This is a genomic window from Streptomyces sp. NPDC107500, assembly GCF_055582785.1.
Window position 1 is genome coordinate 177,258 of record NZ_JBVJPF010000006.1, and the last position, 21,014, is coordinate 198,271.

The following is a 21,014-nucleotide window of genomic DNA, read 5'->3' on the forward strand; positions in this document are numbered from 1 at the left end:
CCGCTACAGCGCCGCCGCCAGTTCGGTGCCCTGCTTGATGGCGCGCTTGGCGTCCAGTTCGGCGGCCACGTCGGCGCCGCCGATGAGGTGCGCGCTGCGGCCGGCGGCGATCAGGTCGTCATACAGGCCGCGGCTGGGCTCCTGTCCGGTGCAGAGCACGACCGTGTCGACCTCCAGGACGGTGGACTCGTCGCCGATGGTGACGTGCAGTCCGGCGTCGTCGATCCGGTCGTAGCGCACGCCCGGGACCATGGTGACGCCGCGCTGCCTCAGCTCGGTGCGGTGGATCCAGCCGGTGGTCTTCCCCAGCCCGGCGCCGACCTTGGAGGTCTTGCGCTGGAGCAGGTGGACGGCGCGCGGCGGCGCGGGGCGCTCGGGCGCGGCGAGGCCGCCGGGGGCGGCGTAGTCCATGTCGACGCCCCAGAGGCGGAAGTACGTCGACGGGTCCTCGTGCGCCTTGTCGCCGCCGTCGGTGAGGTATTCGGCGACGTCGAAGCCGATGCCGCCGGCGCCGAGGACGGCGACGCGGTCGCCGACGGGCGCGCCGTCGCGGAGCACGTCGAGGTAGCCGACGACGCTCGGGTGGTCGATGCCGGGGATGTCCGGGGTGCGGGGCGTGACGCCGGTGGCGACGACGACCTCGTCGTGGCCGGTGAGGTCGTCGGCCGCGACGCGCGTGTTGAGGCGTACGTCGACGCCGTGCGCGGCCAGCTGGGTACGGAAGTAGCGCAGCGTCTCGTCGAACTCCTGCTTGCCGGGGACCTTGCGGGCCACGTTGAGCTGGCCGCCGATCTCGCCGGCGGCGTCGAAGAGGGTGACCTCGTGGCCGCGTTCGGCCGCGCTGACCGCGCAGGCGAGCCCGGCGGGTCCGGCGCCGACGACCGCGACGCGCTTGCGCCGCCGGGTCGGGGTGAGGACCAGCTCGGTCTCGTGGCAGGCGCGAGGGTTGACCAGGCAGGAGGTGATCCGGCCGCTGAAGGTGTGGTCGAGGCAGGCCTGGTTGCAGCCGATGCAGGTGTTGATGGCCTCGGGGCGGCCCGCGGCGGCCTTGGCGACGAAGTCGGGGTCGGCGAGCATCGGGCGGGCCATCGACACCATGTCGGCGGTGCCCTCGGCGAGCAGCCGCTCGGCGACCTCGGGGGTGTTGATGCGGTTGGTGGTGACGAGCGGCACCGTCACCTCGCCCATCAGACGCCTGGTCACCCAGGTGTAGGCGCCGCGCGGCACGGAGGTGGCGATGGTGGGGATGCGGGCCTCGTGCCAGCCGATGCCGGTGTTGATGATGGTCGCTCCGGCGGCCTCGACGGCCTTGGCGAGGGTGACGACCTCGTCGAGGGTGGAGCCGCCGGGCACCAGGTCGAGCATGGACAGGCGGTAGACGACGATGAAGTCCTCGCCGACCGCCTCGCGCACCCGGCGGACGATCTCGACGGGGAAACGCGTCCGGTTCTCGTACGAGCCGCCCCAGCGGTCGGTGCGGTGGTTGGTCCGCGCGGCGATGAACTCGTTGATCAGGTAGCCCTCGGAGCCCATGATCTCGACGCCGTCGTACCCGGCCCCGCGCGCCAGTCGGGCGGTGCGGACGTAGTCGTCGATGGTGCGCTCGATCTCGGCGTCGGTCAGCTCGCGGGGCACGTGCGGGCTGATCGGGGCCTGGAGCGCGCTGGGGGCGACCAGGTCGGCGTGGTAGGCGTAGCGGCCGAAGTGCAGGATCTGCAGGGCGATCCGGCCGCCCTCGCGGTGCACGGCGTCGGTGACGACGCGGTGCTGTTCGGCCTCGTCCTCGCTGGTGAGCCTGGCACCGCCCGGGTAGGGGCGGCCCTCGTCGTTGGGGGCGATGCCGCCGGTGACGATCAGGCCCACTCCCCCGCGGGCCCGGGCCGCGTAGAAGGCGGCCATGCGCTCGAAACCGTTCTCCGCCTCCTCCAGGCCGACGTGCATGGAGCCCATCAGGACCCGGTTGGGGAGCGTCGTGAAGCCCAGGTCGAGCGGGCTCAGCAGGTGGGGGTAGCGGCTCATCGGGGCGCCTCCGTGCGGGGTGTGGTGCCTCCGTTGTAGAGGACGGCCGCGTCTTTGTGCAACTAGTTGCACAAAGACGCGGCGCACACCACACCGCCGCACCGGCGGGTCCCGGCCGGCTCAGCGGCTCTCGAGCCGTACGTGCAGCTCGCGCTCCTGGTCCCCGGAGGCCGTGCTCAGGTCGCGCACGGTGAACAGGGAGTCCAGGGTGGTGCGGAACCTCTCGATCGCCCAGTAGCCGCCCTGCACGTCGGCCTCCACGGACTCCCGCAGCCGGGCGGGGTCGCACTCGCCCCGGTGCGCGTCGGCCACGTCGAAGGTGCCGAGCCACACGGTCGGGCGGACCTCGTGGTACTCCCGGGTCACGTCGCCCGCGTGCCGGTCCGACCCGTAGCACGCGCACAGCGCGTCGAACACGGTCCGGGCGTCCTCCTTGCTGCACCCGCTCAGCTCCACGGAGACGGATTCCGGATGCAGTCGCTCAGCGTCCATCGTGATCGCTCCTCTCGCGGCCATACCACCAGAAAAGCACCACCTGGTGCCGGGCACTACCGGGTGAAGCGGTAGGTCTTGCTGTCGGTCAGCACGCAGAAGCCCGGCGAGACGACGATCACGCGCAGGGTGCCGGTGCGGCGGTCGTAGTCGATGCCTTCCGTCTCGAAGTCGCCGGAACAGGCGCTGCGCAGGGGCAGCTGCCGCAGGGCGGTGACGTGGCCGGTGACGTCCGCGGCGCCGTTGGGCGCGGCGGACAGGTCGATCCGCAGCAGGGGTTTGGTGATGCCGAAGAGGGTGCCCTCCGGGTCGTCCGAGGAGCACAGCAGGGTGGTCGCGTCGAGGAAGTCGCAGCCCTGGACGTCGCGCACGGCGTGGTCCAGGCGCACGGTGGAGGCCTGGGGGAGGTTCGCGGACGGCGAGGTGGCCGGATTGACGCCCGGTGTCGGGAAGACCAGCAGCCGGTCCATGGTGCCCCACTCGCCGGAGAGCATCCACTGGCCGTCCGGCGAGACGGCGGACCAGGAGTTGTTCCGCGCCTCACCGGGGCCGAGCGTGTGCACGTACTCCGCCCAGCTTCCGTCGGGCTCCCGCACGCGGAACATCTTCGTGTTGCCGTCGTCGCGCTGGTACGGCTCGATGTAGTGGCCGTCGTAGGAGGCGTCGGGGTCGCCGACGTGGTTCCAGCCCCGGGTGCTGAGGCTCAGCGGGATGGTGCCGATGCCGGTGTAGCGGTTGGGGCTGCCGGCCGGGACCTCGACCGAGGCCAGGCCCTGGCTCTCGGTGAGCGGGTCGGCGCGGTCGGAGCCGACCTCGGTCCAGGTGTCGGCAACGGACGACTCGGACGAGGCGCCGACGGCGGCCGCAGGGCCCGCGAGGCCGGCGGAGAGGGCGAGGGCGGCGAGTCCGGTCAGGACGGTGTGACAACGTTGCCGGGCGCGCAGGGGCATGGAGGCTCCTCGGTGGGGGGCGGGCGGCAAGGACGGGGCGAGCGCGTTCGGCGCACAGTCTGGACCGCCCATCACGGCATGTACAGACCAACTCCGGACGCGCTTCGTGCGGCGGTCACCGCCCGGCCGGGAGATGCTGGAAGGAGTCCGCGGAGCCGGTCGGAATCGGCCCTGTGCGCGGCGGAACGCGGTAGAACAAGGGAGTCGGCATCAGGAAGGCGTGCCGCGCGGAACGGTGAAGGCGGGGCGTGGGATGAGTGCATCCGGGTCTGCCGGGTTCGAGGGCGACGCGTCGCCGCGCGGCCCCGTGCGGCCCAGCGGACTGCTCGACCTGCTGAGCGTGGCCTCGGTCGTGCTGGACGCCGAGGGCCGGATCGTGCTGTGGAGCCCGCAGGCGGAGGAGCTGTTCGGATACTCCGCCCAGGAGGCGCTGGGGCAGTACGCCGCCCGCATCATGGTCCACGAGCGCCACCTCGACCTGGTCGTCAAGCTGTTCTCCGACGTCATGCGGACCGGCCGCAGCTGGGCCGGGGCCTTCCCCATCCGGAACAAGGACGGCGGCACCCGGCTGGTGGAGTTCCGCAACATGCGTCTGCTGGACGACCGGGGGGACGTCTACGCGCTGGGGCTCGCGGCCGACCAGTCGACGGTGCGGCGGCTGGAGCGCGACCTGGCGCTGTCCTCACGGGTGATCACACAGTCACCGGTCGGACTGGCGGTGCTCGACACCGACCTGCGGTACGTCTCGGTCAACCCGGCCCTGGAGCGGATCAACGGCATCCCGGCCGACGACCACATCGGCCACCGGACCCACGAGCTGCTGCCGCAGGTCGACGCGGCCCAGATCGAGGCCGCGGCGCGAGAGGTGCTGGAGACCGGGCAGCCGGTGATCGACAGGCCCACCACCGGACGGACGCCCGCCGACCCGGACGAGGACCACGCGTGGTCCGTCTCGCTGTACCGGCTGGACGACGCGCTCGGCACGGTCCTGGGCGTGGCCGTCTCGGTCGTGGACGTCACCGAGCAGTACCGGGTGAGCGCCGAGGCCGAGGCCGCGCGGCGCCGGCTGGCCTCGGTCGCGGACGCCTCCGCCCGGATCGGCACCACGCTGCAACTGGACCGCACCGCGCACGAGCTGGCCGACGTGGCCGTGCCCGGCCTCGCCGACGTCGCCGCCGTGGATCTCCTCCAGGCCGTGGTGGAGGGCCGGCGCAGCAACCTGGGCCCGGCCGAGCCCGCCGTGATGAGGGCGCTGGCCGTGCACGCGGACGACGCCCCCGACGCGCTCGCGGCGGCCGACCGGCCCGGCCAGGTGGCCCGGTACGGGCCGGACCGCCTGGTCACCGAGTGCGTGCGCAGCGGGCGGCCGGTGTGGGTGGCCCGGGTGACCGGGGAGGACCTGGAGCGCATCGCGCGTTCACCGGAGGCGGTGGAGCTGCTGCGCCGGGCGGGCGTGCACTCGTACCTGGCCGTCCCGCTGATCGCGCGGGGCGAGGTGCTCGGCGCCCTGGACCTGAAGCGGACCGCCAACCCGCTCCCGTTCGGCAAGGACGATCTGCTGCTGGCCAACGAACTGGCCGCGCGGGCCGCGCTTCAGATCGACAACGCCCGCTGGTACCAGAACGCCCGTACCACCGCCCTGACCCTTCAGCGCAGCCTGCTGCCGAGCCATCCGCCGGTGACCGGTGGCCTGGAGGTCGCCTCGCGCTACCAGCCGGCCGGGGCCACCAGCGAGGTCGGCGGCGACTGGTTCGACGTGATCGAGCTGGAGGGGTGCAAGACCGCGCTCGTGGTGGGCGACGTGATGGGCAGCGGCATCGCGGCGGCGGCCTCGATGGGGCGGCTGCGCACCGCGACGAACACCCTGGCCGCCCTCGACCTGGATCCGGCGCTGCTCATGGAGCACCTGGACCGCACCACGGCGGGCCTGGACCAGGCCATCGCGACCTGCGTCTACGCCGTGCACGACCCGCACGAGAGGCGGTGCCTGATCGCCAACGCGGGGCACCTGCCGCCGGTGCGGCTGCGGGCCGGGCACCCGCCGGAGCTGCTTGACCTGCCCACCGGGGTGCCGCTCGGGGTGGGCGGCGTCCCGTTCTCCACGACCGCCGTCGCCCTGGAGCCGGGCGACCGGCTGGTGCTGTACACCGACGGCCTCGTCGAGACCCGCCGGCACCCCCTGGACGAGCGGCTGAACGCCCTCCTGGCCCTGCTGGACGGCCCGGACTGCCCGCTGGAGGAGGTCTGCGACCAGCTCCTGCGCACCCTGCACGAGCCGGAGAACTCCGACGACGTGGCCCTGCTGATCGCCCGCGCCACGCCGCCCGCCTAGGGGTTGCCGTACCGCGCTACTCCCGTACGCCCGTCACCACGTGGGCGTACAGCTCCTCCGATTCCGCGACGCGGGTCGTCATTCCGGCGCGGGTGAAGGCGGCGACCGCGGCGGGTGCCTGGGCCTCGCTCGTCTCGACCAGCAGGCAGCCGCCGGGCGCCAGCCAGCGGGGCGCCTCGGCCGCGACACGGCGCAGCACGTCGAGTCCGTCGGCGCCCCCGTCGAGGGCGACCAGCGGTTCGTGGTCGCGGGCCTCGGCCGGCAGCAGGGCCACCTCGGCGGTCGGGACGTAGGGCACGTTGGCCGCGAGGATGTCCACGCGGCCGCGCAGAGCCCCGGGCAGCGCGTCGAACAGGTCACCGGCGTACACCCGGCCGCCCGCGTCGGCGAGGTTGCCGCGGGCGCAGCGCACGGCGGCGGGGTCGACGTCGGCGGCGTGCACCTCGGGCCGGTCCAGCGCGGCGGCCAGGGCCGCGCCGACGGCGCCGGAGCCGCAGCACAGGTCCACGACGACGGACGCGTGCGGCGCGTGGGCAAGGGCCTCGTCGACCAGGAACTCGGTGCGACGGCGGGGGACGAAGACACCGGGGGCGACGGCGACCCGCAGGCCGCGGAACTCGGCCCAGCCGAGGACGAGTTCGAGGGGCAGCCCGGAGACCCGGCGGTCGATCAGGGCGGTGAGTTCACCGGCGTCGCGGGCGGCGGCCATCAGGAGCGCCGCCTCGTCCTCGGCGAAGACGCAGCCCGCGGTGCGGAGCGCGCCGACGACCCGGTCGCGCGACGGACAGGCCGCGGAGGGCAGAGGGGAACGAGAGGAAGAGAGCGAAGAGCGTGCGGGAGAGGACGAGGCCATGGAAGCCGAGAGCCTTTCGGGAACCGAAGGGCGCTCTCGCGGTCAGCCGTTCGCGGTGACCGTGCTGCCGTGAGGTGAGAGCACCCGGACCGACACAGCGGTAATGGGTCTCACCTCCAGACGTCCGGCGGCCGGGACGGTCCGCGGCCGCCGGTCACATTACCCCAAGTTGTACTCTGCAACCAGCGATACGAGGGAGGATCCGTGACGGCTGCCGAGATGCCCGATGCCGCGGCGGACGCGGCCGTGGAGACCGTCCAGCGCGAGATGACGGCCTTCGCCCGCCGCGCCCGCGCCTCGGCGGGGCGCATGCATCCGGAGCTGTCGCTGGTGTCGTACACACTCCTCGGGCACCTGGAGGAGCAGGACGGCTGCCGGGCCACCGACCTGGCGGCCCACTACGCCCTCGACAAGTCCACGGTCAGCCGCCAGGTGTCCGCGCTGGAGCGGGCCGGGCTGATCGAGCGGCGTCCGGACCCCGAGGACCAGCGCGTGCAGGTCCTGCACCTGACGCGGGCCGGGCGGCGCATCCTGGCGCAGGTCACCGAGAGCCGCCGGGCGGCCTTCCGGGAGCGGCTCGCCGACTGGCCCGACGAGGACCTGATCCGCTTCGCCGCGTATCTGGAGCGGTACAACGCGTGGCGGGGCGGTCCGCGGGGCGAGGACCCGGACCGGGGAACGCCGACGGGCACGTACCGTTGACGGCGTACGCACTGATCACGCAGGCCGCGAGCATCTGCCGCAGCGGCCCGAAAGGCCCCACCGCATGAACACCACCCGAGGCTTCGCCGGGCGCCCGCGCGTCGACCGGCCGGGGCTGCCGCCCGGCCAGTACGACGCGGGCGACGACTGGCCCGTGCTGTCCGCCGAGGTCACGCCCGACCTCGCCCCCGCCGACTGGACCTTCCGGGTGGGCGGTCTCGTGGCCGAGGAGCGCACCTGGGACCTGGCCGGGGCGCGACGGCTGCCCGCCTCGGCGTACGAGGGCGACATCCACTGCGTCACCGGCTGGTCGAAGTTCGGCGTGCGGTTCGGGGGCGTGTCCCTGGACGCCTTCCTGGAGGCGGTCCGTCCGCTGCCGTCCGCCACGCACGCCGTGGCCTACGCGCACACGGGCTACACCGCGAACCTGCCGCTGGCGGACCTGACCGGCGGGCGGGCCTGGATCGCCTGGGAGTACGAGGGGCGTCCACTCGCCCCCGAGCACGGCGGCCCGGCGCGGCTGGTGGTGCCGCACCTGTACTTCTGGAAGAGCGTGAAGTGGCTGGCCGGCCTCGAACTGCTCGACCACGACCGGCCGGGCTTCTGGGAGCAGAACGGCTACCACGCGCGCGGCAACCCCTGGGAGGAGCAGCGGTACTCCGGTGACTGAGACGGCCATGCACACGGCGGGGGCCTTCGCGCCCCCCACGCGGTTCGCCGTGCCCGGACGCATCGAGGTGAACGGCCCGGCGGCCGGAACCTGGCAGCCGGCCACGCTCACGGAGATCCGCCGCGAGACGCCCCGCGCCTCCACCTTCCGGTTCGCCGTGCCCGGCTGGGCGGGCCATCTGCCGGGCCAGCACCTGATGGTCCGGCTCACCGCCGAGGACGGGTACGTGGCCCAGCGGCACTACTCGCTGGCGTCCGCGCCGGACGGCTCCGGGCACATCGAGCTGACCCTCGACCACGTGTCGGACGGGGAGGTGTCGGGCTGGTTCCACACGGTGGCGCGGCCCGGCGACCGGATCGAGGTGCGTGGGCCGCTGAGCGGCTTCTTCGCCTGGCCGGGCGACCGTCCCGCCCTGCTGCTGGGCGCGGGCTCCGGCGTCGTCCCGCTGATGTCCATGGTCCGCCACCACCGGGCGCGGGGGCTGACGGTGCCGCTGCGGATGCTGGTGTCCGCGCGCGGCCCCGAGGAGTTGATCTACGCGGACGAGTTCGGCCCGGAGACCACCCCCGTCTTCACCCGGAGTGCCCCGGCCGGGACGCCCGTGGGCAGGCTGACCGCCGCGCACCTGGCCGCGCTGCTGTCCGAGCCGCCCGCCGAGGGCTGGGAGGCCTACGTGTGCGGGTCGAACTCGTTCGCCGAGCACGCGTCACGGCTGCTGGTGGCCGGGGGCCAGCCGGTGGAGCGCATCCGGATCGAGCGCTTCGGCTGACCCGCGGCGGAACTTCGCCGCGAGGGTGGGCGAGTCCCGCCGGACTGGGTACCAGTCCAGTACGGGCACTCGCACACTGGCGCGACCCGGAGGCGCGGGGGTTCCCGCCCGTCATGGACGTCCGTCCGCCTTCCGGTCGCGGTGATCGCGGGGAGGTCGACATGCGGAACCGGGTGCGCGGCTGGCGCTGGCGGCACAATCCGCTGCGCCGCCGGTCGGACGTCGTCGAGTCGTGGACCCTGCTGGTCGTCGCCCTGCTGCTGTTCGTGGGCGCCCCCCTGCTGGGGGCCGCCACCGCCTGGTGGGGCTACGGTCAGGCGAAGGCGATCGTGGCGGAGCAGCGGGCGGACCGGCACCGGGTGAGCGCCGCGGTGGCCGGCGACACCGGGGGCACCCTGCCGTCCGCCCAGCTCGACGGGCAGCACTCGTACCGCACGACCGTCCGCTGGAGCACGCCGGACGGCACGGAGCGGAGCACCACGGCACGGGTCCCGGCCGACGCCCGGCGCGGTGACCGGGTCGACGTGTGGCTGGACTCGCGGGGGCGGAGCGTGCCGCCGCCGTCGGACGGCTCCCAGATCTGGCAGCACAGCGCCACCGTGGGCTCCTTCACCGCCATCGGCACCGGCCTCACGGTGCTCCTGCTGCACCGTGCGGTGCGCGGCGTGGCCCTCAGGCGCCGGATGAACGAGTGGGACCGCGACTGGGCCCGCACCGAACCCCAGTGGACGCACCGCGGGGCCTGACGGCCTCCCGCCCGCGCTCTGGTCCGCCTCCCGGCCCCTCACGTACGGTGTGATCATCCGTACGGTCCGGCACGTGCTCCCGCAAAGGCGGTTCCCCGATGGCCCTGTTCGATCTTCCGCTCGACGAACTGCGGGAGTACCGGAGCGCGTCGGGCGAGCCGGAGGACTTCGACGCGTTCTGGACCAAGACGCTCCAGGAGGCCCGCGCGCACGACGTGGACGCGCGCTTCGAGCCGGTCGACACGGGCCTGTCCACGGTGCGGGTGTACGACGTGACGTTCGCCGGGTTCGGCGGTCACCCGGTGAAGGGCTGGCTGGTGCTGCCGGCCGCGGCGGAGGAGCCGTTGCCGCTGGTCGTGGAGTTCGTCGGGTACGGCGGCGGGCGCGGGCTGCCGCACGAGCACCTGCTGTGGGCGTCCACCGGCCGGGCCCACTTCGTCATGGACACCCGGGGCCAGGGCAGCGGCTGGGGCGGCGGTGGCGGGACCGCGGACCCGGTGGGCGGCGCGCCCGCGTACCCGGGCTTCCTGACCCGCGGCCTGGACGCCCCCGAGAACTACTACTACCGCCGGGTCTTCACCGACGCCGTGCGCGCCGTCGAGGCGGCCCGTTCCCACCCGCTGACCGACCCGGCACGCACGGTCGCGCTCGGCGGGAGCCAGGGCGGCGGGATCTCGCTCGCGGTGGGCGGTCTGGTGCCGGACCTGGTGGCGGTCGCCCCGGACGTGCCGTTCCTGTGCGACTTCCCGCGCGCGACCACGATCACCGACCGGCATCCCTACCGCGAGGTCGGCCTGTACCTGAAGACGCACCGCGGCCGGACCGAGGACGCGCTGCGCACGCTGTCCTACTTCGACGGCGTGCACTTCGCGGCGCGGGGCCGGGCGCCGGCCCTGTTCTCGGCGGCGCTGGAGGACCAGACCTGCCCGCCGTCCACCGTCTTCGCGGCCTTCAACGCCTGGGCGCACGAGGACAAGGCGATCGAGGTGTACGACTTCAACGACCACGAGGGCGGCGGACCGTTCCAGCAGGCCGCCAAGGTGCGCTGGCTGCGCTCGTACGCCTGATCCGACGCGGTCCCGGTGGAGACGGCGCGGTTTCGGACACGGCGCTCCCGCCGGAGGCCGTACGCCGCCGTAGGCGCGGGTGATCTTTCGGCCGAACCGGCGGACCGGCCTTCCCTGCTGGTTTAGACCAATGGTACTCCTGGTGGCGCACCGAGCCCGCACGGCTACCGTACGTCACCCTCAGGAGGCGCGGCATGGACCGCACCACCCCGCACGACGACCCTCTCGCCGACGACCGGCCGCTGTACTGGCGGGTGGCGGCACGACTGCTCGGCGAACTGCACGACGGCACGGTCCCGCCGGGCGAACGCCTGCCCGGCGAGCGCCGGCTGGCGGAACACTTCGGCGTGAGCCGGGAGACCGTCCGGCAGGCCCTGGACGTGCTGCGCCGGGACGGTCTGCTGACCACCGACCGCCGGGGCAGTCACGCCGCCCTCCCCGGACCGCCGGCGGGGAACCCGGCGCCGCTCGCGTTCCCGGTGGGCGCCCGTCCGGCCGAGCCCCGTACGGGCGACCGCGCCACCGTCGCCTGGGAGGCGCCGCCGCCCGAGCACGCGGCGGCGCTGGGACTGGTGCCGGGCCGTCCTACGCTGGTGCACCGGTACGCGTCGGCGACCGCCGACGGGAGCGGGCGGCGGACTGCCGTGACCTCGTTCTCGGCCGTCGCGCTCGCCGAGGTCGAGGAGCTGGCCCGCTACCGCGACCGCGCCGACGGCGTCGCCTCGGCCCAGCTGCGGCGGGCCTACGACTGGATGCGCAGGGCGGGCCTGACCCTGCATCACCGGGACACCATCACGCCGCTCACGGACGCGGCCTCGGTCCGGGTCGTGCGCCGGGTGCACGACCAGCACGACCGTCCCCTGGAGATCACGGAGCTTCTGGTGGACGCCCGACAGGACGCCCTGGTCTACGAGTTCACGCTGCCGGCCGCGGGGTGAACCCCGCGCGCTACGCCGTACGCCGGGCCGTGACCAGCCGGACGCGCGGGCTGCCGTCGGGCCGCCGGCCGAACTCGGGCAGGGCGTGCAGTTCCGCCCGGAAGCCCGCGCGGGCGAGTTCCCGGCCGACGTCCCCGAGGCGGAAGGTCCGGTAGTACATGACGAACGGCGGCCGCCACAGCGCGTTGCGCACCCGCATCGCGGCGTCGAAGCCGAGCAGCGTCCAGTACCCCGCGGAGCCGGGGCGGGGCGGCGCGACCACGGGGAAGGCGAAGCGGCCGCCCGGCCGGAGCACGGACCGCACCTGACCGAACAGGCCCGGCAGTTCCCGGGGCAGGAAGTGCCCGAACGCGCCGAAGCTCACCACGAGGTCGAACTCGGCGCCGAACGGCAGCGCACGGGCGTCCGCGCGCACCCAGGAGACCTCGGGGCCCGGAGGCGCGGGGCGCCGACGGGCGACCTCCAGCATGCCCGCGCTGAAGTCGACCCCCGTCACCCTGTCCCGGCACACCCGGGCCAGCACGTCCACACCCGCGCCGGTGCCGCAGCACAGGTCGAGCCCGGCGCCGAACGGTCCCATCGGCGCCAGCGCCGAGGCCACGGCGTCGAGCACCCGGTCCGGCGTCCGGTAGGGGGTGTGGTCGAACTTCGGGGCGAGCAGGTCGTAGCCGCGCTCGACCGACGACAGTGCCTGGACGGCGAGTTCGCGCAGGGTGGGGCCTTCGGAGCTGAACATCGGCTCAGCCTAGGGCGTGTCCAGTGGGGCCCGCCGGGGCACGCCGTTCGTCGAGCACGGCGAGGACGCGCTCGCACCAGCGGGCGTTGTCCCGTTCGAAGGTGATTCCGGCGAGCAGCGTGAGGTAGGGCCCGACGCGGTCAGCCTCGCGGAGGTGCCGCTCCTCCGTGCGCCCGTCCAGGAGGCGTTCGCGCACGCGCTCGTAGCGGGCGAGCTTGCCCAGGGCCCACGCCCTGCGCTCCTCGACCAGTGCGCGGACGGCGTCGGGGTCGGCGCCGTCCATCGCCTGCATCTTGATCAGGAACTCGTCGCGGACGGCGGTGGGGCGCCGGGTCGGCTCGACGGCGAAGGCGCCCAGCCGCTCCCGCCCGGCCTCGGTGAGCGAGAAGAGCCGTTTGGTGGGCCTGCGTTCCTGCTGCACCGTCCGTGCCTCGATCAGCCCGTCGCCCGCCAGGCGCTCCAGCTCCCGGTAGAGCTGCTGCGGCGTGGCGGGCCAGAAGTTGGCGAGCGACACGTCGAACACCTTGGACAGTTCGTAGCCCGAGGCCTCCCCCTCCAGGAGAGCGGCCAGGACGGCGTACTTGAGAGACATGTCGACACGCTAGCAAGCACGGACTAATCTACTCCGCACCTATTCAATTATTTTACTAGGAGGTGGCCGCGATGCAGGCATTCCGCGCGGCGGTCGAGGCGCACGACATCGACGCCGTCGAAGCACTGCTGGCCGAGGACGTGGTCTTCACCAGCCCCGTCGTGTTCAAGCCCTACCGGGGCAAGGCGATCACGGCGGCGATCCTGCGCGCGGTCGAGCGCGTCTTCGAGGACTTCCGCTACGAGCGCGTCATCGGCGAGGAGGGCGGCCGCGACCACGCGCTGGTCTTCTCGGCACGGGTGGGCGACCGGGAGATCGGCGGCTGCGACTTCCTGCACCTGGACGAGTCGGGCCGGATCGACGAGCTGACGGTGATGGTGCGTCCGCTGTCGGGCGCCCAGGCGCTCCAGGCGGCCATGGCCGCGCAGTTCGAGCGGATCGCGCAGGAAGCGCAGGAGGCACAGGCGGGCACGGCCGGCTGACCTCGGCCCGGCACATGCGGAACACGGAATCGCGGAAGCCGGAATAGGGACCGCACCGCCGGCGTTGAGGGGCGCGGGACGCAGGTTCGTCCCCTTCCCGTGCCCCTCCCACCACGTCCCGTGGTACGGTGCGGTCAGCACTTGTGTACGCCCCACTGGGGCGCCGGTGCCAGTTTCCTTCGGTTCGCCGACCAGCCCGTCGCGATGCGACCGGCGCGTCCGCTTCTCAGCACAACCTCTTGAGCAGGGTCTTCGTACCCGCGGTCACCGAGGTGCTGTTCCCGCCGTCCGGAGGCGTGTCGTCCGACCCCTCGCACGGCTTCCCCCTTCCTTCCGCATGTCCCATGCCCAGGTGTCCTCGAAAGGACCGACCACCATGACCACCACACTCGAACACCCTCCTGTACAGCAGCCCCCGGCCGAGACCGCGAGCGGCGTCCTCGACATCGAGACGGGCGGGAAGGGCCGCCTGCGGGGCGCGAGCCTCCAGCCCGGGCCGGACGACCTCGCCCTCTCCCCCGCCCTGATCCGCCGGCACGGCCTGCGCAAGGGCGACCTGGTCGAGGGCGTGCGCGGCGACCGGCGCACCCTGACCGACGTCGTCCGCGTCAACGGCCGTACGCCGGACGGCCGGGGCGGCCGCCGGCACTTCCACGACCTGACCCCGCTGCACCCGCACGAGCGGCTGCGGCTCGAACACCCCGCGTCCGGTCTGACCGGGCGCGTCACCGACCTGCTCGCACCGGTCGGCAAGGGCCAGCGCGGCCTGATCGTGGCCCCGCCCAAGACCGGCAAGACCGTCCTGCTCCAGCAGCTCGCCGCCGCGGTGGCCGGCAACCACCCCGAGTCCCGGCTGATGGTGGTGCTGCTCGACGAACGGCCCGAGGAGGTCACCGACATGCGCCGGTCGGTGCGGGGCGAGGTGTACGCCTCGACCTTCGACCAGAGCGCCAAGCAGCACATCGCGCTCGCCGAACTCGTCGTCGAGCGCGCCAAGCGGCTCGTCGAGGCCGGTGAGGACGTCGTCATCCTGCTCGACTCCCTCACACGGCTGTGCAGGGCGCACAACAACGCCTCCTCCTCGGGCGGCCGTACGCTCAGCGGCGGCGTCGACGCCGGGGCGCTCCTGGGCCCCAAGCGGTTCTTCGGCGCGGCCCGCAAGGCGGAGGAGGGCGGCTCCCTCACCATCCTCGCCACCGCCCTGGTGGAGACCGGCTCGCGCGCCGACGACTTCTACTTCGAGGAGCTGAAGAGCACCGGCAACATGGAGCTGCGGCTGAGCAGGGAACTCGCCGCCCGCCGGGTCTTCCCGGCCGTGGACATGGCCGGTTCGGGCACCCGGCGCGAGGAACTCCTGCTGTCCGCCCCCGAGGCCACCGCCGCGCGCGGGCTGCGGCGGGCGCTGGCGTCCCGGGACGGGCAGTCCGGCCTGGAGACGCTGCTGGAGCGGATGCGCCAGACCCCGGACAACGCCGCGTTCCTGCGGCAGGTCCAGCCCACCCTGCCGGCCGGCTGACCCCACCCGCCCCGCCGGGGTCACCCCGCCCCGCCGAGACCCCCGTCCTACGGCAAACGGGTGCATGCGCGCCCGACTCGCCCCGGGCAGCGCGGCGGTTCGGGCAGTCGTTCCTACGTTTGCGGTATGACTATCGGATTCTCAGCCCGGGCGGCTCGATCCACTTGCGTGCTCTGCGTGGCAGGCCTGCTGACGCTCATGCCCGCCGCCGCGGCCGCCCGTACGGGACAGCCGGACCCCGGGCCACCGGGCGCGCCCGGCCCGATGGCGGGGCCCGCGGCGCTGTACGGCTCCGGAACGCAGGTCCGGCCCGGCCCCGAGGCACCGGAGGTTCCCCATGTCTCCGCGCTGTCCTGGGTGGTCGCCGACGCCGAGAGCGGCGACGTGCTGGCCGCCCACGACGCGCACCGTCCGCTGCCTCCTGCCAGCACCCTCAAGACGCTGTTCGCCCTCACCGTGCTGCCGGTCCTGCCGGGCGGCGTCCGCCACGAGGTGCGCGCGGACGAACTGTCCGGCATCGGCCCGGGCAGCAGCCTGGTCGGTGTCGCCGAGGGCCACACCTACCGCGTCTCCGACCTGTGGAACGGGGTCTTCCTCAACTCCGGCAACGACGCCGTGCACGTCCTCGCCTCGCTCACCGGGGGCTGGAGCGCCACGGCCGCCCGGATGCAGGCCGAGGCCCGGGCCCTCGGCGCCCTCGACACCCAGGTGCGCTCACCGGACGGTTACGACGCGCCGGGTCAGGTGTCGTCGGCGTACGACCTGGCGGTCTTCGGACGGGCGGGACTGCACAACCCGGACTTCGCACGGTACTGCGGCAAGGTCGACGCGCTCTTCCCCGGCCGGGACGGCGAGGCGTACGGAATCATGAACACCAACCGCCTGCTCACCGGGGCGGACGGCGTGGAGCCGTACCCGGGGCTCATCGGCGTCAAGAACGGCTACACCAGCAACGCCGGCAACACGCTGATCGCGGCGGCCCACCGCGACGGGCGCACCCTGGTGGTCACCGTGATGAACCCGCAGGAGGGCGGCGGCCACGCCGTGTACGAGGAGACCCGTTCGCTGCTCGACTGGGGCTTCGAGGCGTCCGGTCTGGTCGAGCCGGTGGGCTCGCTGACGCCCCCGGACGACCGACCCCAGCCGGGCTCGGAGGCGGCAGCGCCCGTGGCGGTCGCGTCGACGCGGGCCGCCGAGCACGAACCGGGCTGGCCGGAGACCGGCGCCATCCTCGGCGTCGCCGGGCTCGGCGCGGGCGCCATGGCACTGGCGCTGCGGCTCAAACTCGTGCGCGACGACGGGAGTTGACGAGAGGCGGGAGGAGGCCCCCGGAGCGGGGGTGGTGCTGGCCACACCCCTGTTCCGGGGGCGGACGCCATTCTGCGGCCGGTAGCGCGTTCACATACTGAACCGCATGGCCAATCCAACGATGCTCATCGAGAACTCCCCCGCGCGCGGACGGGAACCACGACGCGAGAAGGGCAGCGACTTCTCCGAACTCGCACGGCGCATGGCCGACGCGGATCTGCTCCGGCGCCGCCCGCTGTACTACACGGTGCGCTTCGGTGCCGTCGCCCTCGCGCTCGCGGGCGGTGTCGCCGCCTTCGTCACCCTGGGGGACAGTTGGAGCCAGCTGGTGGTCGCGGCGGCGCTGGCCGTCGTCTTCGGCCAGCTCGGACTGGCCGCCCACGACCTCGCCCACCGGCAGGTCTTCACCCGACGGCGCCCCAGCGAGGCCGGCGGACTGCTGGTGGCCAACCTGCTGCTGGGCATGAGCTACGGCTGGTGGATGAACAAGCACACCCGCCACCACGCCAATCCCAACCACGAGGAGAAGGACCCGGACGTCTCACCCGACATCCTCGTGTGGTCCCGGGGCCAGGCCGGCAGGGCGAAGGGGCTGCCGCGCTTCGTCGGGAAGCACCAGGCGGCCCTCTTCTTCCCCCTGTTGACGCTGGAAGGTCTCAACCTGAGCTTCAACAGCTTCAAGGCGCTGCGCAGCCCGTCCATGAAGCGGCCGGTGGTGGAGGGTTCGCTGCTCGTCGCGCACTTCGTCCTGTACTTCGGCGGACTGTTCACGCTGCTGTCCCCCGGCAAGGCGCTCGCCTTCATAGCCGTGCACCAGGGCCTGTTCGGGATCTACCTCGGCTCGGTCTTCGCACCCAACCACAAGGGCATGCCGATGATCGAGGAGGGCACGCGGCTGGACTTCCTGCGCCGCCAGGTCCTCACCTCCCGCAACGTACGCGGCGGTGTCTTCGTCGACGCCTTCATGGGCGGCCTCAACTACCAGATCGAGCACCACCTCTTCCCCAGCATGCCGACCCCCGCGCTGGCCGAGGCCCAGGCCCTCACCGAGGCGTACTGCGCCGAGCTGGGCGTCCCGTACCACCAGACGGGGCTGCTCGCCTCGCACCGCGAAGCCCTGCGGCACATGCGGAGCGTCGGGGAACCGCTGCGCGCCGCCCGCTGAGCGCGGTGGCGGTCAGCTCTTCAGCACGCCCGCGCCGAGCAGCCCGAACAGCAGGACGCCGACCGCGATCCGGTAGACGACGAAGGCGTTGAAGGAGTGCTTGGCGACGAACTTCAGCAGCCAGGCGATCGAGGCGTAGGCCACCACGAAGGAGACGAGGGTGCCGACCAGCAGGGGCGCGGCACCCGCTCCCGCGCCCAGGGCGTCCTTGAGTTCGTACAGACCGGCGCCGGTCAGGGCCGGGATGCCGAGGAAGAAGGAGAGCCGGGTGGCGGCGACCCGGTCGAGGTCGAGCATCAGGGCGGTGGACATGGTGGCGCCGGAGCGGGAGAAGCCGGGGAAGAGGAGCGCGAGGATCTGCGAGCCGCCGACCAGCATGGCGTCCTTGAACGAGGTGTCGTCCTCGCCCCGCTTGTGCCGGCCGGTGCGGTCCGCCACCCACATCACCCCGCTGCCGACGATCAGTGAGCCGGCCACCACCCACAGGGAGGCGAGCGGGCCCTTGATCAGCGGCTTGGCGGCCAGGCCCACCAGGACGATCGGGATCGTCGCGCAGATGACCCACCAGGCGAACTTGTAGTCGTGGTGGTAGCGCTCCTCCCGGTCCCGCAGCCCGCGCACCCACGCGGAGAGGATCCGAGCGATGTCCTTGTAGAAGTAGACGAGCACGGCGGCGATCGCGCCGACCTGGATGACCGCCGAGAAGCCGATGACGGAGTGGTCGTCCACCGGGATGCCCATCAGCCCTTCGGCGATCTTGAGGTGGCCGGTGGAGGAGACGGGCAGGAACTCGGTCACCCCCTCGACGGCTCCGAGGACGATGGCCTGACCGATGCTGATGGCGCTCATGAGACCCACTTCCTACTACACGCGGGCGAGCACCCCCCGTCACACTCGGAGCGCGTCGGCGAGTGTCACCCCCGCGAACACCGCCGCGAGGCCGGCCGCCACGCTCGCCAGCACGTTCACCGCGGCCGGGAGGCGGGAGCCCGTCTCGGTGAGGCGGAGCGTCTCGTAGGAGAAGGTCGAGTACGTCGTGAGGGCGCCGCACAGCCCGGTCCCGAGCAGCAGACGCAGGTCGGATCCCACGGCTCCGGCCAGCGTGGCGCCGGTGACCAGGCCCAGGACCAGGGAGCCGGCGACGTTCACGGTGAAGGTGCCCCAGGGGAAGTCCGCGCCGTGCCGGGACTGCACCGCGCGGTCGGTGAGGTAGCGCAGGGGTGCTCCGACCATGCCGCCCACGACGACCAGCAGCCAGTTCATCCGGGGCTCCGCCTCCGCTTCGGTGTCCGGCGGGCCGCCCACGAGGCGAGCCACACCGCGGTGAGTGCCGCGAGCGGGGTGGCGGCGAGGTAGGCAAGACCGGTGCCCGGGTGGCCGTCAGCGAGCAGCCCGCGGATGTCCGCCGCGTAGGTGGAGAAGGTGGTGAAACCACCGAGCACGCCGGTGCCGAGGAAGGGCCGGACCAGGCGGTGGACGTCCCACACCTCGGTCACGGCGACCATGAGCACGCCCATGGCGGCACAGCCGGCCACGTTGACCCAGAAGGTCGTCCAGGGGAAACCGCCGCTCCGCGTCGGCCACCACAGGGCGGCGGCATAGCGGGCCGCGGCGCCGGCACCACCGCCGAGCGCCACGACCGCGACGACGGGTGCCTGGACACGCCACCCCTGCGTCATGGTCGTATGCCTCCCGCTCGCTCGACGGCGGGGCCAGGCTACCCGTCTACCAGCCCTTCTCGAACATCCGGGCCACCTCGGCGATGCGCACCTCGTCGCGCCGGTAGTACGTCCGTCCGCGGATCCTGCGGGTGCGCAGCAGGCCGAGGCGGGTGAGCAGGACCAGGTGGGTCTCGGCCACCCGGCGGGGCACACCGAGCTTCGCGGCGACCGTGCCGGACGGGACGCCGTGCGTGGCCGCGTCCACACAGCGCTGCGGCGGGAAGTGCGCGACCGGGTCCTTGAGCCATTCCAGGATGTCGAGACGCGTGCCGTGCCCGGGAGCCCTAGGCATCTCGCCCTCCCCTCCGTCGGGCCCGCCCTTCCCTGTCCGTCCACTGTCCCGCAGCCGGGGCCCCGCTGTCCGGGAGTCCCCTTCCTTGTCCGGTACCCGACCCGCTGGAGCCCCGCCCTTTCTTGCACGCGCACTAGTTGCACACTCAACGAATGGGCTTTCCGGTGCTACCGTGCAGGTATGGCAGTCAGGACGGCCGGTCTGCGGCTCGAGGAACGGTGGCGGGACATCCTCGCCGTGCACGCGCGCACCATGTGCGAGATCGACCGCGTGCTGCATCCGCACGGTCTGGGCGCGAGCGACTTCGAGGTGCTCGACCTGCTCGTGACGGAGGGGCCGGAGGAGGGCGCCCAGTGCCGGGTGCAGAACCTGGTCGGCCGGGTCCACCTGAGCCAGAGCGCGCTGTCCCGGCTCATCGCCCGGCTGGAGAAGGACGGACTGGTCGAGCGCACGATGTGCGCGGAGGACCGGCGCGGTGTGTACGTCGCGCTGACCCGCCGCGGCCGCGAGCTGCACGGCGAGGTACTGCCGCTTCAGCGGGACGCACTCTCCCGCATGCTCGGCGACGAAGACGAGCCCCGCCCCTGACCGCGGGCGGGTCAACCCCCCGCGACGGGGCGAGGCGGCGAAGACCCTCTGACGGATCGAGGCCAAGTCGGCTCAGGGGCGGGCCAGCAGGCTGCGCACGCCGTCCGACGTCAGGGTGAGCCGGTGCTCCGAACCGGCGTCGATGGACAGCGACAGGTCGTCGGCGGGCCACTGCGCGGCGAGGGCGCCCAGCGGCACCATCCGGTAGCGGGAGACGTACGGCAGCAGGTCGGCCATCTCCAGCTCCGAGGTGAACACGGGCACCACCTGACGGCCGCCCTGCTGTTCCAGCACCGGCAGCGCCAGCATGCCGGGGTCGGCGGCCTCCTGGTCGTTCGTGTCGTCGGGCACGGGGACGAGGACGTCGCTGCTCGCGAGCGTGTCGAGCGCCGCGGTGTCCTCGGTGTTCTCGGCCAGCGTGTCCAGGGCACGCTGGGCGGGCGTCACGGGGTGGTCGTTCGCGGGTGTCTCCATGGCAGATTCCCTGATAGCGGCGGTCTACGGCCCGCGCGGACGATGGGCACGCACGCGCTCCAGACTCGCGTACCCGATCATCCAGGGCGCAATCATGTGCGCCGCGGGTGCCGGACTCAGCCCTTCCGCTCGGCCGCCTCCACCAGTGCGGCCAGCTTCGCCAGCGCCATCCGCGTGCCCGTCTCGTTGTCCTCGGCCGGCACCGCGTCGGGCAGACCGTCGTGGGCGACGACCACCTCCGTGCCGCCGCCCGCGTCGGTGAGCGTCGTGGTCATGGTCATCCGGCCCTGGAACGCGGGGTCGGCGGACTCGAACTCCAGCACCTCCACGACCTGCTCGTCGGGCACGAGGCGGGCGAAGTGGCCGTGGTAGGTGTCGGTGTGCGCGGCGGACTTGCCCGTGCCCGTCGGCGCCTCGTAGGTGAGTGACACGCGGAAGGCGCCGCCCGCACGGGCCTCGAACGCGTGCACCCGGGCGGTCATGCCGTCCGGGACGCGCCAGTCGGCGACGGCCGCCGGGTCGAGCAGCGCGCGGTACACGGCGGAGCGCGGGGCGTTCACGTGTCGGGAGACGCGGGTCGAGTGCATGGACACCACCCTTCC

General features: G+C 73.4%; 24 protein-coding genes. 12 read left to right on the forward strand and 12 right to left on the reverse strand.

Annotation, left to right across the window (positions count from 1 at the left end; all coding sequences use genetic code 11):
- Nucleotides 1-3: 3 nt before the first annotated feature.
- From ACZ67M_RS24365 to ACZ67M_RS24375, 3 genes are all read right to left on the reverse strand, one after another.
- On the reverse strand, nt 4-2,019 hold the full coding sequence (locus tag ACZ67M_RS24365) for an oxidoreductase (RefSeq protein WP_469852715.1): 2,016 nt from the start codon (nt 2,017-2,019) through the stop codon (nt 4-6).
- A 120-nt stretch (nt 2,020-2,139) separates the two neighbouring features.
- The gene (locus tag ACZ67M_RS24370; RefSeq protein WP_161329734.1) at nt 2,140-2,511 is read right to left on the reverse strand and encodes a hypothetical protein; all 372 of its coding nucleotides are present in this window, start codon (nt 2,509-2,511) and stop codon (nt 2,140-2,142) included.
- Nucleotides 2,512-2,567: 56 nt separating this feature from the next.
- Nucleotides 2,568-3,461 carry a hypothetical protein gene (locus ACZ67M_RS24375; RefSeq protein ID WP_469852717.1) on the reverse strand — a complete coding sequence of 298 codons (894 nt, stop codon included), beginning with the start codon at nt 3,459-3,461 and terminating at the stop codon, nt 2,568-2,570.
- A 253-nt stretch (nt 3,462-3,714) separates the two neighbouring features.
- On the opposite strand from ACZ67M_RS24375, the gene ACZ67M_RS24380 reads away from it, so the two are divergent.
- Nucleotides 3,715-5,793: a SpoIIE family protein phosphatase gene (locus tag ACZ67M_RS24380; RefSeq protein ID WP_469852718.1), complete on the forward strand. Its 2,079-nt coding sequence runs from the start codon at nt 3,715-3,717 to the stop codon at nt 5,791-5,793.
- A gap of 16 nt (nt 5,794-5,809) precedes the next feature.
- Here ACZ67M_RS24380 and ACZ67M_RS24385 read toward each other — a convergent pair whose 3' ends face one another.
- Entirely contained in the window at nt 5,810-6,646 is an 837-nt protein-coding gene (locus ACZ67M_RS24385) for a putative protein N(5)-glutamine methyltransferase (RefSeq protein WP_392103061.1), read from the reverse strand.
- 219 nt (nt 6,647-6,865) lie between these two features.
- Between ACZ67M_RS24385 and ACZ67M_RS24390 the strand changes: the two genes are divergently transcribed.
- The 6 genes from ACZ67M_RS24390 to ACZ67M_RS24415 all read left to right on the forward strand — a co-directional run bounded on the left by ACZ67M_RS24390 (nt 6,866) and on the right by ACZ67M_RS24415 (nt 11,538).
- On the forward strand, nt 6,866-7,348 hold the full coding sequence (locus tag ACZ67M_RS24390; protein ID WP_392238120.1) for a MarR family winged helix-turn-helix transcriptional regulator: 483 nt from the start codon (nt 6,866-6,868) through the stop codon (nt 7,346-7,348).
- Nucleotides 7,349-7,412: 64 nt separating this feature from the next.
- Nucleotides 7,413-8,018, forward strand: a complete 606-nt coding sequence (locus ACZ67M_RS24395) for a sulfite oxidase-like oxidoreductase (protein ID WP_382813607.1) — start codon at nt 7,413-7,415, stop codon at nt 8,016-8,018.
- Nucleotides 8,019-8,025: 7 nt separating this feature from the next.
- Entirely contained in the window at nt 8,026-8,787 is a 762-nt protein-coding gene (locus ACZ67M_RS24400) for a ferredoxin reductase (RefSeq protein WP_469853039.1), read from the forward strand.
- A 161-nt stretch (nt 8,788-8,948) separates the two neighbouring features.
- On the forward strand, nt 8,949-9,533 hold the full coding sequence (locus tag ACZ67M_RS24405) for an Rv1733c family protein (protein WP_469852719.1): 585 nt from the start codon (nt 8,949-8,951) through the stop codon (nt 9,531-9,533).
- Nucleotides 9,534-9,631: 98 nt separating this feature from the next.
- Entirely contained in the window at nt 9,632-10,600 is a 969-nt protein-coding gene (locus ACZ67M_RS24410; protein ID WP_385801253.1) for an acetylxylan esterase, read from the forward strand.
- A 194-nt stretch (nt 10,601-10,794) separates the two neighbouring features.
- Nucleotides 10,795-11,538, forward strand: coding sequence for a GntR family transcriptional regulator (locus tag ACZ67M_RS24415; RefSeq protein ID WP_392103059.1), 744 nt, complete (start codon nt 10,795-10,797; stop codon nt 11,536-11,538).
- Nucleotides 11,539-11,548: 10 nt separating this feature from the next.
- Here the strand turns inward: ACZ67M_RS24415 and ACZ67M_RS24420 are convergent, their stop codons facing one another.
- Complete coding sequence (locus ACZ67M_RS24420) at nt 11,549-12,274, reverse strand: class I SAM-dependent methyltransferase (RefSeq protein WP_467321436.1); 726 nt, start codon at nt 12,272-12,274, stop codon at nt 11,549-11,551.
- 4 nt (nt 12,275-12,278) lie between these two features.
- Entirely contained in the window at nt 12,279-12,866 is a 588-nt protein-coding gene (locus tag ACZ67M_RS24425; RefSeq protein ID WP_361356142.1) for a PadR family transcriptional regulator, read from the reverse strand.
- 71 nt (nt 12,867-12,937) lie between these two features.
- On the opposite strand from ACZ67M_RS24425, the gene ACZ67M_RS24430 reads away from it, so the two are divergent.
- The 4 genes from ACZ67M_RS24430 (at nt 12,938) to ACZ67M_RS24445 (ending at nt 17,337) form a co-directional block, all read left to right on the forward strand.
- Nucleotides 12,938-13,348: a nuclear transport factor 2 family protein gene (locus ACZ67M_RS24430; RefSeq protein ID WP_125490715.1), complete on the forward strand. Its 411-nt coding sequence runs from the start codon at nt 12,938-12,940 to the stop codon at nt 13,346-13,348.
- A 376-nt stretch (nt 13,349-13,724) separates the two neighbouring features.
- Nucleotides 13,725-14,864, forward strand: a complete 1,140-nt coding sequence (rho, locus tag ACZ67M_RS24435) for a transcription termination factor Rho (protein ID WP_385801259.1) — start codon at nt 13,725-13,727, stop codon at nt 14,862-14,864.
- A gap of 126 nt (nt 14,865-14,990) precedes the next feature.
- Nucleotides 14,991-16,172 carry a D-alanyl-D-alanine carboxypeptidase family protein gene (locus ACZ67M_RS24440; protein WP_392015092.1) on the forward strand — a complete coding sequence of 394 codons (1,182 nt, stop codon included), beginning with the start codon at nt 14,991-14,993 and terminating at the stop codon, nt 16,170-16,172.
- A gap of 106 nt (nt 16,173-16,278) precedes the next feature.
- Nucleotides 16,279-17,337, forward strand: coding sequence for a fatty acid desaturase family protein (locus ACZ67M_RS24445; RefSeq protein WP_392015094.1), 1,059 nt, complete (start codon nt 16,279-16,281; stop codon nt 17,335-17,337).
- A gap of 12 nt (nt 17,338-17,349) precedes the next feature.
- Here ACZ67M_RS24445 and ACZ67M_RS24450 read toward each other — a convergent pair whose 3' ends face one another.
- The 4 genes from ACZ67M_RS24450 to ACZ67M_RS24465 are packed head-to-tail and all read right to left on the reverse strand — an operon-like array spanning nt 17,350 to nt 19,350.
- Nucleotides 17,350-18,186: an undecaprenyl-diphosphate phosphatase gene (locus ACZ67M_RS24450; RefSeq protein WP_469852723.1), complete on the reverse strand. Its 837-nt coding sequence runs from the start codon at nt 18,184-18,186 to the stop codon at nt 17,350-17,352.
- Between the two features lie 39 nt (nt 18,187-18,225).
- Entirely contained in the window at nt 18,226-18,600 is a 375-nt protein-coding gene (crcB, locus tag ACZ67M_RS24455; protein ID WP_469852725.1) for a fluoride efflux transporter CrcB, read from the reverse strand.
- Nucleotides 18,597-19,016, reverse strand: a complete 420-nt coding sequence (locus tag ACZ67M_RS24460) for a FluC/FEX family fluoride channel (protein WP_361356132.1) — start codon at nt 19,014-19,016, stop codon at nt 18,597-18,599. Before ACZ67M_RS24460 ends, crcB begins: the two co-directional genes overlap by 4 nt.
- A gap of 46 nt (nt 19,017-19,062) precedes the next feature.
- Entirely contained in the window at nt 19,063-19,350 is a 288-nt protein-coding gene (locus ACZ67M_RS24465) for an ArsR family transcriptional regulator (RefSeq protein ID WP_385801269.1), read from the reverse strand.
- 180 nt (nt 19,351-19,530) lie between these two features.
- Here ACZ67M_RS24465 and ACZ67M_RS24470 point away from each other — a divergent pair, with 180 nt between their 5' ends.
- The gene (locus tag ACZ67M_RS24470) at nt 19,531-19,938 is read left to right on the forward strand and encodes a MarR family winged helix-turn-helix transcriptional regulator (protein WP_361356129.1); all 408 of its coding nucleotides are present in this window, start codon (nt 19,531-19,533) and stop codon (nt 19,936-19,938) included.
- 72 nt (nt 19,939-20,010) lie between these two features.
- Here ACZ67M_RS24470 and ACZ67M_RS24475 read toward each other — a convergent pair whose 3' ends face one another.
- Nucleotides 20,011-20,412 (reverse strand): SseB family protein, encoded by a 402-nt coding sequence (locus ACZ67M_RS24475; protein ID WP_352153728.1) that lies wholly within the window; start codon nt 20,410-20,412, stop codon nt 20,011-20,013.
- A 116-nt stretch (nt 20,413-20,528) separates the two neighbouring features.
- Entirely contained in the window at nt 20,529-20,999 is a 471-nt protein-coding gene (locus ACZ67M_RS24480) for an SRPBCC family protein (protein WP_469852729.1), read from the reverse strand.
- Nucleotides 21,000-21,014 lie beyond the last annotated feature (15 nt).

Excerpts from the sequence above, each read along its gene's own strand:
- ACZ67M_RS24365 (WP_469852715.1), bottom strand. The coding sequence starts at position 2,019 with ATGAGCCGCTACCCCCACCTGCTGAGCCCGCTCGACCTGGGCTTCACG.
- ACZ67M_RS24370 (WP_161329734.1), bottom strand. The coding sequence starts at position 2,511 with ATGGACGCTGAGCGACTGCATCCGGAATCCGTCTCCGTGGAGCTGAGC.
- ACZ67M_RS24375 (WP_469852717.1), bottom strand. The coding sequence starts at position 3,461 with ATGCCCCTGCGCGCCCGGCAACGTTGTCACACCGTCCTGACCGGACTC.
- ACZ67M_RS24380 (WP_469852718.1), top strand. The coding sequence starts at position 3,715 with ATGAGTGCATCCGGGTCTGCCGGGTTCGAGGGCGACGCGTCGCCGCGC.
- ACZ67M_RS24385 (WP_392103061.1), bottom strand. The coding sequence starts at position 6,646 with ATGGCCTCGTCCTCTCCCGCACGCTCTTCGCTCTCTTCCTCTCGTTCC.
- ACZ67M_RS24390 (WP_392238120.1), top strand. The coding sequence starts at position 6,866 with ATGCCCGATGCCGCGGCGGACGCGGCCGTGGAGACCGTCCAGCGCGAG.
- ACZ67M_RS24395 (WP_382813607.1), top strand. The coding sequence starts at position 7,413 with ATGAACACCACCCGAGGCTTCGCCGGGCGCCCGCGCGTCGACCGGCCG.
- ACZ67M_RS24400 (WP_469853039.1), top strand. The coding sequence starts at position 8,026 with ATGCACACGGCGGGGGCCTTCGCGCCCCCCACGCGGTTCGCCGTGCCC.
- ACZ67M_RS24405 (WP_469852719.1), top strand. The coding sequence starts at position 8,949 with ATGCGGAACCGGGTGCGCGGCTGGCGCTGGCGGCACAATCCGCTGCGC.
- ACZ67M_RS24410 (WP_385801253.1), top strand. The coding sequence starts at position 9,632 with ATGGCCCTGTTCGATCTTCCGCTCGACGAACTGCGGGAGTACCGGAGC.
- ACZ67M_RS24415 (WP_392103059.1), top strand. The coding sequence starts at position 10,795 with ATGGACCGCACCACCCCGCACGACGACCCTCTCGCCGACGACCGGCCG.
- ACZ67M_RS24420 (WP_467321436.1), bottom strand. The coding sequence starts at position 12,274 with ATGTTCAGCTCCGAAGGCCCCACCCTGCGCGAACTCGCCGTCCAGGCA.
- ACZ67M_RS24425 (WP_361356142.1), bottom strand. The coding sequence starts at position 12,866 with ATGTCTCTCAAGTACGCCGTCCTGGCCGCTCTCCTGGAGGGGGAGGCC.
- ACZ67M_RS24430 (WP_125490715.1), top strand. The coding sequence starts at position 12,938 with ATGCAGGCATTCCGCGCGGCGGTCGAGGCGCACGACATCGACGCCGTC.
- rho (WP_385801259.1), top strand. The coding sequence starts at position 13,725 with ATGACCACCACACTCGAACACCCTCCTGTACAGCAGCCCCCGGCCGAG.
- ACZ67M_RS24440 (WP_392015092.1), top strand. The coding sequence starts at position 14,991 with ATGACTATCGGATTCTCAGCCCGGGCGGCTCGATCCACTTGCGTGCTC.
- ACZ67M_RS24445 (WP_392015094.1), top strand. The coding sequence starts at position 16,279 with ATGGCCAATCCAACGATGCTCATCGAGAACTCCCCCGCGCGCGGACGG.
- ACZ67M_RS24450 (WP_469852723.1), bottom strand. The coding sequence starts at position 18,186 with ATGAGCGCCATCAGCATCGGTCAGGCCATCGTCCTCGGAGCCGTCGAG.
- crcB (WP_469852725.1), bottom strand. The coding sequence starts at position 18,600 with ATGAACTGGCTGCTGGTCGTCGTGGGCGGCATGGTCGGAGCACCCCTG.
- ACZ67M_RS24460 (WP_361356132.1), bottom strand. The coding sequence starts at position 19,016 with ATGACGCAGGGGTGGCGTGTCCAGGCACCCGTCGTCGCGGTCGTGGCG.
- ACZ67M_RS24465 (WP_385801269.1), bottom strand. The coding sequence starts at position 19,350 with ATGCCTAGGGCTCCCGGGCACGGCACGCGTCTCGACATCCTGGAATGG.
- ACZ67M_RS24470 (WP_361356129.1), top strand. The coding sequence starts at position 19,531 with ATGGCAGTCAGGACGGCCGGTCTGCGGCTCGAGGAACGGTGGCGGGAC.
- ACZ67M_RS24475 (WP_352153728.1), bottom strand. The coding sequence starts at position 20,412 with ATGGAGACACCCGCGAACGACCACCCCGTGACGCCCGCCCAGCGTGCC.
- ACZ67M_RS24480 (WP_469852729.1), bottom strand. The coding sequence starts at position 20,999 with ATGCACTCGACCCGCGTCTCCCGACACGTGAACGCCCCGCGCTCCGCC.